Raw genomic sequence first — 18,178 nt, 5'->3', positions numbered from 1 at the left:
GTCGAGAACACCGCATGAAGGATTATCAGGCAAAAAGTAGATTAGCGATGGCTATTCGCGCAGTTTTATGGGGCATGCCACTGATGGCAGGAAGCTTCGCTACTACTGTTGTTTATGCTGCCACAACGTATCCTGTGAACATTACTCAACTCCCTTTAGATGAGGCGCTAAAACAACTCGCAATCCAAACAGGGACTACCATCAGCTATGACTCAAAGGCTCTTTCAAATTTGCAAGCTAAGGCGCTGAAAGGTAATTATGCTATCGATCAAGCATTGGCTGCATTATTACAACCTCATGCTTTGCTTGCAGTAAAAGTCAACAATGGCGGCTATAGTATTCAAGCAAGACAACGAGCTCACGTTCAAACAAGAGAAGTTCAACTCGAAGCCATTCATAGTCAAGCCAATAACGCTTCAGGTGCAAACAGTAGTCAAGTGACCAGTGCCAATGGAACTGCTCAGCTCGCAACGATTTCTTTAAAAGCAAACTCAGGCAATAACTTAACGACTGAAGGCTCGGGTTCTTATACAGCCAAAGCCACCACAGCCTCGACGGGTTTGGCACTTTCACTCAAAGAGACGCCACAGTTGGTGAGTGTCATTACGCGCCAACAAATGGAAGATCAAAACCTGACCCAACTAACCGATGTTGTTTCACAGGCCGCAGGTTTGACCATTAACCAAAACGGTAACATCGGCAGTGATAACTCGCCTATTTATGCACGTGGCCAAACGGTTGATAACTTTCTACTCGATGGCGTAAAGCTGATAAGTTCATATAGCAGTATTTTCCAAAGTCAGGACACTGCTTTATTTGACCGTGTTGAGGTGGTGCGTGGTGCCAATGGTTTAATGACGGGTGCAGGCTCTGCCAGTGCAAGTATTAATATGGTAAGAAAGAAACCTTTACAAGATTTTAAAGCCTTTATTAGCGCTAGCGCAGGTTCATGGGACACTTATCGTACCGATGTCGATGTCTCATCTCCATTAAACCAAGCAGGCACGATTCGTGGACGTACCGTTCTCGCCTATCAAACGGGCGACTCTTATATCGACCGCTATAGTGAAGAACGTAAAATTGCCTATGGTGTTGTTGAGGCAGACCTTACAGAAAAAACCAAAGCCAGTTTGGGGCTCAGTTATCAAAAAATGGATATTTCAGGTATTGCCCGTGGCGGTTTACCTTCATTTTATACCGATGGCAGTCTCATCGATTGGTCACGTTCGGACTCAAATGCTGCAAGTTGGAGTGAGTCTGATCGAACAACAACAGCTTATTTTGCAGATATTGAGCACCAGTTTAACGAGCGTTGGAAGCTCAAAGGTGTCATATCTCGTACGATCACAGCCTCTGATGAAATTGTCGGTTATGGTTACGCACGCTCAGGAATTAATAAAGAAACTGGGGCAGGTACTTTACTCTATGGATCTCACTGGGACTACGAACCCACTCAAGACCTCTTTAACTTAACCTTAAATGGTTCATTTGACTTACTCAACCAAAGCCATGATGTGGTTTTAGGCACCACCTATGCCAGAAGTAAAAATAAACGTCCAACCTATTCGGGTTGGAGTGTAAATACTTTGGATAATATTTTCGAGTGGGATGGGCATAACCCGACACGCCCTGAAATGCCGATTGATGGCTGGTACAGCAATGATGAGAAAAGCCAATCTGTATTTGGTGCAGTACGTTTAAAATTGGCTGATCCACTGGCGGTGATTTTAGGAACACGTTTAGAAAATTGGCAACGCGTAGATAAAGACTACACCAACTCAGATCAAAAACTCGTGACTTCAATACGTGAAGAAAAGAACAAACTCATTCCTTATGTTGGCATCACCTATGACTTAACAGAGCAATGGACAGGTTATGCAAGTTATACCAATATTTTCTTACCACAAGACAAGCAAACCACCACAGGTAGCTATATCGATCCACTGGTAGGAAATAGCACAGAGCTGGGGATTAAAGGTGAATTCTTTGATAACCAACTAAACTTCGGTGCTGCCATTTATCAAACCCAAGAAGATAATAAAAGCATTGCAATAGAAGGGAAAACTGCACCAAATGGCTCTCAAGCATACCGTACAGAATCTGGTACAAAAAGCCGCGGCTTTGAGTTAGAAACCACAGGTAAACTGACGGATACTTGGCAACTTTCTGCAAGTTTTTCACGCAATCTCTCTCAGGACAAAAATGGCAAGAACTTAAATACAAGTATCCCAAACAATACCGCTAAATTATTTACCACTTATACCCTGCCTTACCTCGACGAAGCTTTAACAGTAGGTGGTGGACTACGCTGGCAAAGTGAAATTTATCAAGATAATGAGTCTAATAAGACTCGATTCACACAAGACAGCTATACATTGGTTGACTTGATGGCACGTTATAAAATCAATGAAAATCTTGTAGTGAATTTTAATTTAAATAACCTGTTCAATGAGAAATATCATCTATCAACTACAAACAGTTATTATGGAGCACCGACCAACTTTAGAGTGGGTCTGAAATACGACTGGTGAATTTGAGTCTAATATCAGTGATCATTTAGTTGTACATCTGGGGCATTATTTTCATATGAAAATAATGCCCCTTTTTTATGTATTATTTTTCTCCAATGAAACGAGTCGGCTAGACAAAATGTTATTTCTTGCTCAAGAACGCTCTCAAATGCTGCTGCACCGCAGGCCATTCACTTTTTAAAATACTGTACACATACGTATCTCTTAAAATATCGTTTTGTACAATTTGATGGCTTCTAAGCACTCCGTCTAATTTTGCCCCCAGACGTTCAATCGCAGCCCGACTTTTAAAATTAAAAGAAGACGTACGAAACTCAACTGCAATACAATTCAAAGTATCAAATGCATGCGAAAGCAGAAGATTTTTACACTCCGTATTGACATAACTACGCTGCGCGGACTGTCTATACCATGTCGAACCAATTTCAACACGGCGGTGCTCGGCTTCGATATTCATAAAAGTTGTCATCCCTAACAGCCAACCACTGTCTCGTTCTTCTACCGTAAATGGCAACATACTGCCCAGCTGCTGTAAATCTAGGCGGCGTTGAATTTCGGCCGTCATCTGCTCAGGTGAAGGAATGCGGGTATACCACAACTTCCATAACTCGCCATCACGCACTGCATCACACAGTGCTGATGCATGTTCAAACTCAAGCGGTTTTAATATAATTCTCTCACCCTGTAAAATCACAGGTTTTAAGCACTGCATGGCTCACTCCTTATATTTCAATTCGGTAAGTTGGATCATCTGTGGCTAGTTCGAGTTGATTTTTGATACGGCAATCAAATGCATTGCATCGGCTATCTCAAGCTGTCCTGTTTTTGTCAGTGCATTCGCTACACCCAGAACATCTTGGTGCTCTTTGTTTTGGCCGAGCTTCGATTTGCCTTGCAACTGAGTAATTTCGATTTCGATCCCCACAATTGCTTTTAGCATGGGTTCAAGATAGTCCTTCGGGGCATCCGACATTTTCCATGGCTCTGGCTGCGCCACTTCATGGGTTCGTGTCAAACGTGCCACCACACCGCGCACATAACGTTCATCATCCCGAATAGTCACACGACCGTAAGCATGTACCACTCGATAGTTCCAAGTCGGTACTTGCTGATGATGCTCTTGTTTGCTGGGATACCACTGCGGTGAGATATACGCGTCCCCAGCTCGAAAGACCACCAACACTTCATCGCCACTCTTCAGGTCTTGCCAAACAGGATTATTTCGAGAGACATGGGCATGCAATATGCCAAATTCAGTATTATCGGCTTGTAACTCAAAGGGTAAGTGATTCGCGTCTAAACCACTGATCCCATGTGTAAATAAAATACCCAATGGATAATTCTGTATGAGCTGATATAGCTCATCTATTTGAGTCACTTCAAAATCTGCTGGAATATACACGGCACAACCTCCTTAAACTCAATGTTGCTATATTTGTTCTTGTAAATTTTCAGGTTTAATTGGATTATTCAAAAGTACCAGTTTGTATTACTTTAAGTAGACCAGAATTATGGCAAGAATGGCAAAAGTCGTAGAACTTCCCTCTATCGCAAAACTCAATAAAATGCAGGGACAAATAGCTGCCCAGCTGATCCAAGCATTGCGACACGCAGTACAAAACGGTGATTTACAAGCGGGGGATCCCTTACCTTCTTCGCGAGAATTGGCGATGACATTAAGTGTTTCGCGTGGCACCATCATTGAAGCCTATGATCAACTCTTAGCTGAAGGGGTTTTAGAGGCACGTGCGCGCCAAGGCACTTTCGTTTCAGATGCCTTATCGCATTCAAAGTCTCAGCAAACTCAGGAGCGGAGAAATATTCAGCCTACTCACGTTCAGCTAACACCTGCAGCTCAAGCCTATGCTGAAGTATTGAAAGAATTTAAACCTCTCCCCCATCTTCCTTTTGCAGTCTCTGTACCTGTTGGGCGCACCCAACCAAATGATATTTGGAGAAAATTTGGCAACCGCTATCGTGCTCGAGGAGTAGGCGCACCCTCAGGTTATGATGACCCACAAGGTGTATTTTCCTTACGAGTTGCGATTGCTGACTATGTACGACGCTCTCGTTCTGTCCACTGTGAACCTGAGCAAATTGTGATAACTAGTGGCATCCAACAGGCTCTATATATCTGTAGTCAAATTCTGTTTAAAGCACAAGACCAGGTTTGGGTCGAAGACCCTGCCTACCGCGGTACAACTGCTCTACTAGAAAACTCACTACAACCCTTACACATTGTTCGTGTTCCCGTAGATGAAGAAGGAATTCAAGTCGATACAGGTATAAACCTCGCGCCAAATGCCCGAGCTGCTTTTGTCACCCCATCTCATCAATACCCAATTGGCATGCCGATGAGTTTAGCTAGACGCAAGGCATTGCTCACGTGGGCCAAACAGCAAAGCGCTTGGATTATTGAAGATGATTATGACAGTGAACTGCGCTACAGTGGCCAGCCTTTTCCAGCCTTGCAAGGGTTAGCACCTGAACAAGTCATCTATTTGGGGACATTTAGCAAAGTGCTGTTCCCATCACTGCGCCTCGGCTATGCCGTACTACCCAAAGCATTGGTCGCCCCTTTTTGTGGATTGCGTGTTTTGATCGACCGTCATCCTCCCTCTGCTGATCAGCACGTTTTGGCTGCCTTTATTCAAGAAGGTTATTTAGAACGTCATATTCGACGGATTCGTAATGTCTATGCAGAGAACCGTCGATATTTAATTGACATGATTGAACGTTATATTCCAAAACACTTAGGCTATTTACAAGCTGGAGATCAAGGCATGCATATGGTGCTATGGCTTGCAGATTACATGGATGATCGGAAAATCGCTCAAGCTGTACTCGATGCTGGTATTGCGATTAAAGCGGTTTCTCCAACCTTTTCCTTGGAACGTAAACGCTCTGGTTTAGTACTTGGTTTAGGTGATTTTGAGTTGACACAAATGGAGTGTGCTGTACAAAGTTTGGCAAATATTCTCAAGCAGCATGAGCAGCCCCTTGAGGTGAAGTAAATTCACGTGATTCATCCTCAGGTTTATAAGCGACTGCCCCCCATTTTTCCGTATAATGTCTGCGGCGCTTAGTAGCCTTTAAAATTGCACTGTAAATCTGTTTTTAAACTAAACAATGGAGATGCTAAACAGAATTTACAAATTAAATGAATATGTTAAAGACTACAAACAAAATGAACTCAACGAAAGCAACATGGATTGGTCTGGCGGCCATTGTATTATGGAGTTTAATTATTGCTCTGATTAAAGAAGTGAGCAACAGCTTTGGAGCAATTGGTGGAGCCGCCCTCATTTACTCGTTGGCCTCTGTTTTTTTGTTGCTCTTATTTGGTTGGCCTCGGCTAAAAGAATTTCCTCTTCCCTATCTGGTTTGGGGTAGCTTGCTGTTTGTCTCTTATGAAATTTGCCTTGCCCTGTCCATTGGTTACTCAACCAGCAGTCGACAAGCCATCGAAGTTGGTATGGTGAACTACCTGTGGCCGACCTTTACTATCATTTTTGCGATTGTATTTAATAAACAAAAAGCCAATTTTCTCATCATACCCGGCTTTTTTATCTCGCTGGTGGGAATTTGTTGGGTACTGGGCGGCGATCAAGGATTAAGCTTTAAAGGCATGCTCAGCAATGTTCAAAATAACCCTCTAAGCTATGGTTTGGCATTGCTCGGCACTGTACTTTGGGCGTCTTATTGCACCCTCACCGCAAAAATGGCGAATGGTAAAAATGGAGTAACGCTATTTTTCATTTTAGTTTCAATAGTGCTTTGGGTTAAATGGTTGTTGTTAGGTGAAGGTACTTTGAGTTTTGAACTGCAACCCACCATTTATTTAGTCCTCGCGGCCTTTGCAATGGGTATGGGCTATGGCGCATGGAATATTGGTATATTGCATGGCAATGTCACGCTCTTGGCTGCCGCATCATATTTTATTCCTGTGCTTTCTGCTGTGGTTTCCGCCGTCATTTTAAGTACGCATTTAACTTTCAGTTTTTGGCAAGGCGCATTGATGGTCTGTCTTGGTGCTCTACTCTGTTGGGTTTCGACCAAAACCAAAGCTTAAATGATTCAAAACAGAGTCTCTTTCAAGCCAATTTTCAGCGCTGATTCTTATTTGTAAAACCAGTGACTTAATAAAAAGCCAACGCATATGATCTCATCGTTGGCTTTTTTATTGTTTAAACAAATAGGAGAATATTAGCGTTCACGCAGTGCTTCTTTGGCTTTGTTAAACGGTTTAATTAAATAGTCCAACACAGTCTTATGCCCCGTTTTAATATCCACGACTGCCACCATACCCGGTGTAATGTTAAATTGTTTACCCTGCTTATTGATAAGTTTGTCTGAATCTGTACGGATATAAGCACGATAATAGAACTGATCTTGTTTGACTTCATCTCGTAATGTATCTGGTGAAATGACCGTCACTTTTCCATGCAAACCACCATAAATTGAATAATCATAGGCTGTCACTTTTACCAAAGCCTCTTGATCTGGTCGAATAAAAGCAATATCGCGTGGGGATATGCGAGCCTCAATTAAAAGCTGTTCATCTAAAGGAACGATGGTCATCAACTTTCCATTTTGTGGAATAACCCCACCAATGGTCATGACATCAATTTCTTTGACAATGCCCCGTACAGGTGACTTAAAAACAGTGCGCTGTAAGGTATCCGTTTTGCCTTTAATCACCTGTGCTTGAGTTTCAATATCAATATTGGCTTTGGCCAATTCTTCCCGTGCTTTCACATAATATTGATTGCGAATATCGTTCATCTGATTTCGAAGGTCATTGGCCTCTCGTTTCAAACGAAGCACCTCTACTTCACTGGCTGCCCCTTTTGCGACAAGGGGCTCTGTCATCGCAAGCTCCTGTTCCACCAAAACCAAAGCCTGACTTAAGCCAGATATCGAATCATTTAAGTTCGAACGGCGAGATTGATATAGTGCAGTTTCTTCACTAACTAGCTTCGGAATTTTTAGCACATCTTCTGGAAATACCAAGGGAGTAGCGTTGACCTCCGCACGAAGTCTTGCAGCAGTCGCTTTTGACGCAATTAAGAGTGATTCTGACTCACCTACATTTGAAGCAAAACGCGTTGGATCTAGCTGTGCTAGAACTTGTCCTTGCTTTACAATTTCCCCTTCACTGACATACAGTTTAGTTAAAATCCCGCCTTCTAAGGATTGAATCGATTGTTCTTTAGATGATGGAATGACTTTACCTGAGCCTGTAGAGACTTCTTCTAATTCAAAAAACCATGCCCAAGCCAACAGCATAAGTAATCCAATACAAATCACCCAAATGAACTTGCTAACACTCGGTAAAGGCGGTTGAAAGTTGAGAGCAGAAACGCTTTTTTTACTAGATTCCGTTTGACTCATGACTTCAACACCTCAGCAGTTTTTTGTTGTTTTGATTGATTTAGAATCTGATCTCGTGGTCCATCCATTACAATCTTTCCGTCGTTCACCACAATAATCCGATCGACAAGTTCTAAAACCGCACGACGATGCGTCGCAATAATCATGGTTTTTGGTCTTAACCAGTGCTTTAAATGATCAATTAATTGTTTTTCTGTGACTTCATCTAAAAATGACGTTGGTTCATCGAGCAGTAAAATATTCGGCTGACAAATCAATAAGCGCGCCATTAACAAAGCCTGACGTTGCCCACCTGAAAACCCAGTACCACCTTCTAAAATTTGAAAATCAAGCCCTTCCTTTTTAGCTTGAATAAAATCGAGTGCACCTGTAATTTTTAAGACATTTAAAATTTCTTGATCACTGGCCAGAGGTGCTCCAAGCGTCAAATTCTCTCGAACTGTGCCAAAAAAGAGATGTGCATTTTGATTGAGCAATCCCATATCTCGCCTTACATCTGCGGGATCAATCAGTCTTAATTCCAGTCCATCGAGTTTAATTTTGCCTTGTATGGGTTCTTGCATCCCCGATAACAACTGTAATAAGGTCGATTTACCTGCACCATTTCGTCCAAGAATCGCAATTTTTTCGCCAGCTCTTATGACCAATTTAGCAATGTGTAAGTTGGGCTTTTCATCTCCATCACTGTATTTAAAACTAACGTCTGTTAAGTCATAATCACCATTGATCACAGGTCGATGAATTAAATGTGCCCGCTCAGGTTGATCAACAGCACGTTTCATCAGTTCATCTAGACCTGTTTTTGCAACTTTTGCCTGTTGTAAGCGCCCAAGTACCCCTGCAATTTGGGCTATAGGTCCAAGCATGCGAGAAGACAGCATCGAACATGCCACCAATGCCCCCGTTGTCATTTCACCTTTCATGACCGCAAAACACCCCACTAACACGACAACAGCAAAGGTCAACCCTTGAATCTTCTGTGTCCATGCATTCAACACACCCACCAACTTTCTCTGACGCATAGAAATATCCGCAGAAATTTCATTCATTCGGTTCCATTGATTTTGAAAGCGAGACTCAGCTCTAAGCAGTTTAATGTCTTCAATACCCTGTACCACTTCAACGAGCATGGCATTACGAATCGCACCTTCACGCATACCTTCTTTAGCCAATTTTGCTAAAGGCTTTTGAATCAGCAGCCCCGGCAAAATCATCAAAGGAACAACCACAAGCATGACCCAAAACAGATTGCCGCCAATAAGCCAAAAGATTACTAAGAACATTAAGAAAAAAGGTAAGTCAGCAATTGCTGAAATGGTGGTTGAAGTGACCAGTTCACGAACCCCTTCTAATTCTCTAATTTGAGAAATAAATGTACCTGTTGATTTTGAGCGTTCTTTATTTTTAATGCGTAAAGCATGACCAAAGACCCGATCCGATATCTTTAAATCTGCTCTTTTACCAATAATGTCAGATAAAAAAACCCGTGCAACGCGTATCGAAAACTCAAAAATTGCCGCAATTAATACTCCACCTGCCAGCACCCACAACGTTGGGATTGACTGTGCTGGAATGACACGGTCATAGACATTCATAGAAAAGACGACGGTTGCTAATGCAAGGATATTCGCCATTAAAGAGGCAAACATAATGTCGATATAACGTTTCCAGTCTTGTAATACAATGCCCCAAAACCAACTGGCTTCATAAGGCTTGATGTATTCATCAACCCGGACATCACTCACCGATTTTTCAGGTCGAATGATATAAACAAAGCGAATATGTTCTTGTAGTTTCGTAATGGTATAGGTTTGTGTAAGCCCAGCGTCAGCACTAAATTGGATGCTGATATTGCCTTCTGAATCTGCTTTTTCAATTACAGCAACTTGTCCATCCGATAACTCGACAACAACAGGTAATAACCATGGATTGAGCAAATCCTGACTGAATGGTACTTGACGTAAACTCATCCCCAGTTGACGGGTTATGAGTGTCAAAGTCTCCGCGATAGAATCACTTTGATTCCAGTTGAGTTGCAAACGAAGTTGTTCTTCTGATGTTTCAATACGATAGTGCTTTGCAATACGAAGCACTGCTTTTAGCCATGGTTGGTAATTTAATGAACTGCTCATGACACCACCTCAAGTCCCTGAATAGGCGTATTATTTAATTGATAAACAGCTCTACTACGGCCAGTAATTTCAATATATCGAATCAGTGCTGTATAAATATCATAGCGAGCAGCTTCAATTTCCTGAGCTGCACCATGTATTGCTTGTTCAGCATTGAGCAAGTCAACAACAGTTCGTGTGCCTAATTTATATTGTTCTTGATAGAGTTCTTTGGTTCGTTTTGTGGTTTCACGTCGTTGAACAAGAACCACCATTTGCTTTTGCTTACTTTCCACTTCTGTCTGAATCAAACGAGTTTGATCCAATACATCTAAATAAACAGTACTGACTTGTGCTTTAGCTGCTTCCTCTGCATAACTAGCAGCACGGTTTCTCGCACTAATCGCTCCACCTTGAAAAAAGGTGCTTGAAGCTTCAAGCATGATTGAATTATAAAAACCATCATCTTCGTTATTATTTGGATTGCGCCCATTTACCGCCTGACTCAGGCTGCCTTTAATATTTAACGTTGGATAGACATTTAATTTAGTTTGTTGCTTCTGAAATTTCGCAATCTGAACTGCAGTTTGTGCGGCCATCATTTTTGAAACGTTATTAAAATCAATTTCATCGTATAACCCTGCTTTTTCAACTAAAAAACTGGGCATATTTATATTTACATTTGAAACGTCGTATCCCAATAAAGTTCTGAGTTTTTGTTGATACTGATGTAATTGGGCTTCCTGAACCACCTTGGTCGATTGCGCTGCTTCTAAATTTGACTGCGCTTGAATCGGATCTGCTTGGCTACTAATACCAGCTTGTGCACGTAACCGCGCAATTTCGGCGATACGACCAATACCACTAATTTGTTGATCAGCAATTTTTACGAGCTCTTCATAACGTTTGATGTTCACAATTGCATTGGCTACTTGGTATGAAATATCATCAATTTCAAGTAATAACTGTGCTTGGTCTTGCATCAACTTTGCTTGTTCGACAGTCACAGCACTTTTTATTTTGCCGAAGTCATAAAGCATTTGTGTCGCAGAAATACTAAAAACTTGTCGGCCACGCTCTCCTGTCGTAAAGTCGCCAGTATTAAATCCTCCCGAAATTTGAGGAAAATACTGTGATTTGACGGTATCAATGTTTGCTTGCTGCTGAGCAACTTCCGCAATGCCTTGAGTAATTTCGGGACGACGTTGCAATGCCTGCCGAATCGCATCTAAAAAATCCAGTTGGCTTCTTTTTGTTACAGCGACAGACCTTACACTATGACTTGGCATGTCAGTCGTCACTGCGGCGCTTATTTTTGGTAACTCTTGGACTGACGATGTATTGGTGAATAAACGATTAAAATCATCAATTTTAATCGTATTGGCTTGATCGTCAGGTTTAGGTTGCCATATTTGATTGATTTTACTTTTAACAGAAGATGGTTGTTCTGTATTGGCACTTGCAAATGTCACGGGAAACAATAAAACTAAACTTAAATATAAAGAGGAGTGCCAAAAACCAGAACTCTTAAGCATACAAATAAAATGCGTTCTTTTTTCGGCAATAGACCATTTGTTCATTAAAAAGATGGATTCAGATTTTGATTCAGAGCGAATCATTTCCTTTTTTTTCATTTATAAAATTTCTCATTTGCCAACATGCGCACTTGCTGTGTCTTCGGGTACTTTTTTTCTGTTAGCAATTTTTGCATGGCTTCTTGGCCTTGCTTTTTATATATTTTACAATAGGTTGCTGAAACAGCCAACTCATCTAATGCTCGCCACTCATAGATACTTGCATCCACAAATAACCCGTCTTTGGGGCTAGGAATATCGATAGCTTGCATAGCAAAATAGCAAGCTAAGTCAAAGTCTTTTTTTAGCCGATAGTAACGTGCTAGAGCATAGAGTGGTTCAGCGCGTGACTGATTTGAAATCCATGATTTTAAATATTCACGGTGAATGATGACTTCATCTAGCCCTAGACGTTCGGCCATTTGCGCCGCCCGAAATTGGGCCATCCAGCGCTCCTCCTCCCAACCAACTGCTACAGCACGCTTTAAAAAATACTCGCGTGCTTTTTCAAACATGCCAGCATCACGGTAACTTTGTGCCAAATAAAAAACATAGCGCAAATTATCTGGCTCATCTATGAGTCCTTGTTCCAGCAAAGCAATATCCTTGAGATATGTATTTTTATTTTTTGCTCGAGCACCATCATGCTGAACAAATATGTTCAAGCCTTCAAGTGTTTGCCAACGATGTAATTGCTGTGAGTGAAGATATTCATGTATGACCCCTTTCCAACTCCACTCTAGAGTTGTAGAAATCATGGCATTACGTCGATAACGCAAAGCGCCATAAATCACTGGAAAATAATAGGCTTTCGCCGTAAGTGCAGGTAAAACAAAATCTTCAGCAGCTTGCAACTGTTCATCCGCATCAATGAATAAGAGATAATCCGCAGTAGGCAGATCTTTTGAGACTGCAAGCTGTAGTGCCTCTGTACGGTTGTACCCAAAATTTTTCCAAGGCCGTTCATATAACTGCCCAGGAATGTCTTTTAAATAGTCTTGAATAATGTCCTGAGTACCATCACTCGAACCGGTATCTACAATGCACCATGAATCTATCCAAGGTTTAACTGACGCCAAACATCTTAAGATGACATGCGCCTCATTTTTAACAATCATATTTAGGCGAATATGCTTTTTCATTTATTACTTATATCCAATTCATCAAATACATAGAGAAGAGATGCTTTGTGTTTAAACACACAAAGCATCCTTTTTTATTCCTTTCCTTCTGTTTAGAAGATGATCTGATTATTATTTAATAAGGTCTGAAGTTGATCCTCTGCTGTAGCGCCTAAACTACTGGCTGTAATGTTTTCTAGCACCAGCAAGTCTGATTTGACAGTAAAGTTCGTTCCACTACCATCTCGGTCAATTGCAATCACTGCATGTCCATTTACATCAGTTGTCACAGAAATATAGTTACCTATATTAGTCGCAGTCTGATGTCCATCGAGCAATGCAGAAACATCAATTTTATCTGCCCCCGCACCAACCGTAAAATCAGTCCAAGTGTCAGTGCCATTACCACCTTTAGCATCTAAATTATCTAGAAGTTCATATAGCGCTGTGTCATTACCCGTACCACCAGTAAGCGTGTCATTGCCTGACCCTCCAATCAACAAGTCATTCCCCGCGCCACCAATGAGTGTGTCATTTCCATCTCCACCACGTAACAGATCATTGCCAGCGCCACCTGTTAATGTGTCATTACCAGCATAGCCATATAAACGTACACCTTCTGTTGCCGCAGAATGGTCTAGGTTGTCAGTGACATTGGAGCCTTCAAATATGAACGTATCACCATTGCTAAAACTATCGAGTAAGTTCACATCAATTAAGCTACCACCACTCTTCGTTGATGATGCACCTTGACTATCAATGGCTGTCATTGAAACTGAGTTCAGTACATTTGTAGTTAACAAATTACCTGTAAGCAATGTGCCATCTTCCGCACGCATTTCAACTGCTGCTAAAAGCTCATTGATAGCCAAATTGCTAATCGTTCCACCATCTAGTGCCGTAATGATGAGTGTATTGCTATAGCCGAGTAGATTGAGTAAACCACCATCTGTCACTGAGGTAAATTTCAAACCTAGCTCAGTAGCCAACTCTGTACTGACGGCAAAGTAAGCACGTGTTAAGCCAACATTAACTACAGGTTGATAAACCAATTCAACGCGTTGCAAATTGTTGTTTTGGTCGATGACTGAATAAGACTGGCGACTAAGATCTAGTAAGCCAAGTGCATCTACACCAATCAAGCCAAGAAGCGTATTCACTTCTAAACTAATTTCTGGTGCAACATTATTTGGATCAAAGTCTGGCTGATATTGATTGGCGTCTTCTAAACTACCAACTGTTAAATCCACGTTATGTGTATCTGTATCACCATCTCCATCTTTGACTTCAATGTCGATATTCAGATGATCATCAGCTTTATTACTGTCATAAGTCGTCTGATCTAGCACTTGTTCGCCAATGATCAATTTTCCAGATTTAAGTAAGAAATTGATGAGTTCTTCTTGACTATTAAATTGGTCTAGCAGATCTGACACAAATTCAAGTACGATCACTTGATCAACTGCATTTACCGTATCAGAGGCTGTAATATCTGTAATACCACCTGTTGAACTGATATGTATTTCTGTGTTCCCCCCAATTTCAACAAAGTATAAGTACTGTCCTATATTAATTGAGTTAGTGCCAACACGACTCGCACCAGACAACAAACCAGATAGATCAATTGCATCACCACCCTGTGCTACAGAGCGAGTATCAAAATCAAGAATTGTGTCTCTTGCTGCTGATGAAACAGTTCCTTGGTCGCCCGCTTCCCACTTGAAGACCACACGACCTAAGTAGCCTGTCATCGTGTCATTGCCTTTTCCACCAATGATAATGTCATTTCCAGCACCACTATCGATTGTGTCGTCACCAGCTCCACCACGGATGATGTCAGCAAAGTTACTGCCTGTGATGATATCGTTGCCGTCTAAACCAAAGATTTGAACAGACGATGTCGCACCACTTTGGTTAAGATTGGAACCGTTATCTTTAATCACAGTAGTATTCGATTGAATTCCATCACTAAGCAGCCCTAACTGAATCGTTAAATCTTGAGATTCTGGCGCACTTAGTGATCCATCCTGATCAGTTGCTTGTAGATTTAAAGTAGTGAGTAGATTCAAATTTGAACCAAGTAGATCTAACAAACCACCGCCACTATCTGTTGCTTCAACTGTCCCTAATAACTGATTGACAGCTAATGAGTCAATGACACCATTAGCAGTTAGCGACTCAATGACTAAGCTCGCTTTGAAGTTATTATTATAATCACCCGCAACAGCTGTAACTTTTAAACCTAATTCCGTTGCCATCTGAACATCATAATCAAGAACAAGTTTGCCATTTAATACTTCATTCAATAAGTCAGTTAATGGCTGAACAATTGGTGCTAATAGCCCATTAATCAAACCATTTGGATTTGTAATTAATTCCTCTATTAGACCTGTAACACCTAAGCCCTCTAAAACATTAGCAAGTAGAGGCCCCACAACAGGGACAGCCCTTAGGCCATCAAGCACACTATCTAATTGTGCTGAAACTAGTCCATCTAATGCAGAGGATAAACTAGATGTCTCATATCCCACATTCACCTTGGTCAAGTTTTCATTGGCATCCGAAACCGAGAACGTCTGTGTTTGTGAAAGATCGATCACGCCCAATGCATCAGCATTGATAATGCCTCCACCAAGTAAGCCACCAGCGCCAGCAATGTTCGCCTCAGGCGCTTCATTGACTGCAAGACCTTGACCTGTAACTTCAACAGTATAATTTCCAGTGTCTAAATTCACCGTAATGGTTTCACCACGAGCTGTCGTGACAACTAAGGATGTACCTGAACTATCTGTCACAGTATGTGAAGTCACAATCATTGAACCACTAAAGCTGCTAGGCGGCGTCACGGTCGTACCATCATAAGTAAAATTAACACCTTCAATAGTCACTTTACTTACATGTGCACCCTCAACATCACCACCAAAGGTTTCAACAGCTGACCCACGATAAGTTTGCGGTATGCTGATATCTAGCGTTTCTGACCCCTGTGTTATTTGTTGTGTTAAATTTGCCCTGTTCTCTGTAGCTGCAACAGGAACACCATCAACAATTTCTAGTTTCAGTACATCATGTGCAAGACCTCCATCTAGAACTGGAATCGTAATGGTGATTTTGTCTGCACCCACTAGATGGTGGTCAAGGCTATGGTTTTGAACAATCGTATAGTCGCCATTATTATTAATCGTGATACTCAATACTGGCTCTGTCAAACCTGTTGCAGTTGCAATAAATGGGTCTGCTAGTGTACCAGTTCCACTCCACACCAAAGCGACACCGCCAACAGTCATCAGCACTAATGTACCATTTCCATCAACTGCCGTGACGGGCGCTGAGGTACTGTCCATAGCTAGGCTTGTACCTGTTTTAACAGTACTACCTGTAACTGGTGGATTTACACCAACTCCTGCAAGTACGGAATCACTCAGTACTGCTGGAATATCTAAGGTATATGCAGCATCAGCCACCGTTGGTAATGATGTATTACCAACACTGTCAGTAAAAGTCGCTTCAGCATGAACATTACCAGCACCGCCAGCAAACTGACTACCTGGAATAGATGCTGTCCATGTGTTTCCGGTTAGAATTGCAGGATATGTCTGACCATTTACCGTTATCACAACTGTTGCTGAGACTGTATCAGCAGGCAACGTTACAGACCCTGTAACCGTAATATTACCCCCAACTTCGCTGGCATCAATAACATCATCACCTGCAATAGGTGTAAGAATACTGACAGCCCCTCCAACAGGTGGTAATAAATCGACAATGATTGAATCAGTTACTCGATCTACATTACCCCATTGATCCGTTGCTGAAACATCAATCGGATTTTGACCTTCTCGTACTGATACGTTAACTATTAAGGTATGGCTGCTCACCTCTGATGGATTAAGAATATATTTGTCACCATTGACAACAATGATATCTCCGACCTGAGCATCTGCACCTAATGTAATTTTTACAGGGGTATAGTTTTTACCATCCATCTCTGTTGGAGTCAGTATGCCATCGCCACCTACGATATTTACATCATTAGGGAAGTCAATCGAACTTACGATGTCACGTGGTGCACCATCAATCTGTATATCTTTAGATGCATCATCTAACTCAGTCCCTGTATTAGATTTAATATCGACATCTAGCGTCTCAGTTTGTCCTTGTGTTACAGGTACATCTAAAAATTCTACGTATTTTTGATCTATGTCAGCTTGCGTTACTGTATGTTCTACGCCACCCAAAGAAATAACATCTCCTACGCGGACATCGTCACCAATCTGCACACGAACATCGATCGTACTACCTACACCTAGCTCAGTGTTATCAATAATGTTATTTCCATTCGTATCACTTATGACATTCACATTACCAATATAGTTCCCATCAGTGACTTCAAAGAATTTAAAGTCTACATCTGTCTGACCATCGCTATTTGAGGCATCAACACGTATGAAATTCAACCCGTCCAATACAGATACAGAAACTTCTATTTCTCCTGCATCAATATCTTGTTGAGTAAGCACATACGAAGTGCCATTTACTATAATGACATCTGTTGCCTTGGCATCTGCACCCAATCCAATCGTTATTGTATTTGGCCCATCTAGAAGCTCGCGCTGACTGAGTTTTCCATTTGCATTTGCATCGGCATTTAAAGTAATACCTGTAATCAAATCAGCTGATCCACTTACACCTGTAGCACCAGTTTCGCCTGTAGCGCCTGTTTCGCCTGTGGCACCCGTAGCACCAGTTTCGCCTGTGGCACCCGTTGCACCATCTGCACCTACAAGCCCTGTTTCACCCGTTGCACCTGTAGCACCCGTTTCGCCTGTAGCACCCGTTTCGCCTGTAGCACCCGTTTCGCCTGTGGCACCCGTAGCACCAGTTTCGCCTGTAGCGCCAGTTTCGCCTGTGGCACCTGTTTCGCCCGTTGCACCAGTTTCGCCCGTAGCACCCGTTGCACCAGTTTCGCCTGTGGCACCAGTTCCACCTGTAGCGCCTGTTTCGCCCGTTGCACCAGTTTCGCCTGTAGCGCCTATAGATCCCGTTGCACCAGTTTCACCTGTAGCACCAGTTTCGCCTGTAGCGCCTATAGATCCCGTTGCACCAGTTTCGCCTGTAGCACCAGTTTCGCCTGTGGCACCCGTAGCACCAGTAGCGCCAACCTCACCTTTCAAATATTCAGCCAAGTCTGAAACTGTAGAACCTACTGGTAATTCACCAGCATCAATCAATAATTCTAATACTGATTTACCATCCGCACCTGTAGCGCCATTCGCGCCATCTGCTCCTTTAAGGTAATCAATCAGATCGTTCGTATCTGAACCCGGTGGTAATTCTCCAGCTTCGATCAGCAACTCTAGTGCTGACTTACCATCCGCACCTGTGGCACCTGTTGCGCCAGTCGCACCATCTGCACCTTTGAGGTAATCAATCAAGTCGTTTGTATC

General features: G+C 42.1%; 10 protein-coding genes and 1 tRNA gene (1 of these 11 cut by a window edge). 3 read left to right on the top strand and 8 right to left on the bottom strand.

All coding sequences use genetic code 11. The features are described from left to right. Window positions 1–14: 14 nt before the first annotated feature. Window positions 15–2,531: a TonB-dependent siderophore receptor gene (locus PTT44_RS08835; protein ID WP_168159753.1), complete on the top strand. Its 2,517-nt coding sequence runs from the start codon at window positions 15–17 to the stop codon at window positions 2,529–2,531. A 121-nt stretch (window positions 2,532–2,652) separates the two neighbouring features. Here the strand turns inward: PTT44_RS08835 and PTT44_RS08830 are convergent, their stop codons facing one another. Together PTT44_RS08830 and PTT44_RS08825 are read right to left on the bottom strand one after the other, a co-directional pair. Next, the gene (locus tag PTT44_RS08830) at window positions 2,653–3,243 is read right to left on the bottom strand and encodes a GNAT family N-acetyltransferase (protein WP_273795618.1); all 591 of its coding nucleotides are present in this window, start codon (window positions 3,241–3,243) and stop codon (window positions 2,653–2,655) included. Window positions 3,244–3,288: 45 nt separating this feature from the next. Then, on the bottom strand, window positions 3,289–3,933 hold the full coding sequence (locus PTT44_RS08825; RefSeq protein ID WP_168159755.1) for an FMN-binding negative transcriptional regulator: 645 nt from the start codon (window positions 3,931–3,933) through the stop codon (window positions 3,289–3,291). Between the two features lie 109 nt (window positions 3,934–4,042). Between PTT44_RS08825 and pdxR the strand changes: the two genes are divergently transcribed. Further along, window positions 4,043–5,545 (top strand): MocR-like pyridoxine biosynthesis transcription factor PdxR, encoded by a 1,503-nt coding sequence (gene pdxR, locus PTT44_RS08820; protein WP_168159756.1) that lies wholly within the window; start codon window positions 4,043–4,045, stop codon window positions 5,543–5,545. Window positions 5,546–5,718: 173 nt separating this feature from the next. After that, window positions 5,719–6,603 carry an aromatic amino acid DMT transporter YddG gene (gene yddG, locus PTT44_RS08815; RefSeq protein WP_168159757.1) on the top strand — a complete coding sequence of 295 codons (885 nt, stop codon included), beginning with the start codon at window positions 5,719–5,721 and terminating at the stop codon, window positions 6,601–6,603. 134 nt (window positions 6,604–6,737) lie between these two features. Here yddG and PTT44_RS08810 read toward each other — a convergent pair whose 3' ends face one another. The 6 genes from PTT44_RS08810 to PTT44_RS08785 form a co-directional block, all read right to left on the bottom strand. Then, window positions 6,738–7,925 carry an HlyD family efflux transporter periplasmic adaptor subunit gene (locus tag PTT44_RS08810; RefSeq protein ID WP_168159758.1) on the bottom strand — a complete coding sequence of 396 codons (1,188 nt, stop codon included), beginning with the start codon at window positions 7,923–7,925 and terminating at the stop codon, window positions 6,738–6,740. Next, complete coding sequence (locus tag PTT44_RS08805; RefSeq protein WP_168159759.1) at window positions 7,922–10,057, bottom strand: type I secretion system permease/ATPase; 2,136 nt, start codon at window positions 10,055–10,057, stop codon at window positions 7,922–7,924. The genes PTT44_RS08810 and PTT44_RS08805 overlap by 4 nt, the downstream gene beginning before the upstream one ends. Continuing rightward, window positions 10,054–11,670 (bottom strand): TolC family protein, encoded by a 1,617-nt coding sequence (locus PTT44_RS08800; RefSeq protein WP_168159760.1) that lies wholly within the window; start codon window positions 11,668–11,670, stop codon window positions 10,054–10,056. Before PTT44_RS08800 ends, PTT44_RS08805 begins: the two co-directional genes overlap by 4 nt. Beyond that, complete coding sequence (locus PTT44_RS08795; RefSeq protein WP_168159761.1) at window positions 11,667–12,752, bottom strand: tetratricopeptide repeat-containing glycosyltransferase; 1,086 nt, start codon at window positions 12,750–12,752, stop codon at window positions 11,667–11,669. Before PTT44_RS08795 ends, PTT44_RS08800 begins: the two co-directional genes overlap by 4 nt. Window positions 12,753–12,844: 92 nt before the next feature. Beyond that, on the bottom strand, window positions 12,845–18,085 hold the full coding sequence (locus PTT44_RS08790) for a beta strand repeat-containing protein (RefSeq protein WP_273795617.1): 5,241 nt from the start codon (window positions 18,083–18,085) through the stop codon (window positions 12,845–12,847). A 29-nt stretch (window positions 18,086–18,114) separates the two neighbouring features. Then, window positions 18,115–18,178: transfer RNA gene (locus tag PTT44_RS08785), tRNA-Met, on the bottom strand (it continues 101 nt past the right edge of the window).

Source organism: Acinetobacter sp. Gutcm_16 (assembly GCF_028649355.1).
GTDB classification, from domain to species: Bacteria; Pseudomonadota; Gammaproteobacteria; order Pseudomonadales; family Moraxellaceae; genus Acinetobacter; species Acinetobacter johnsonii.
This window is presented reverse-complemented; position numbering and strand designations above follow the sequence as displayed.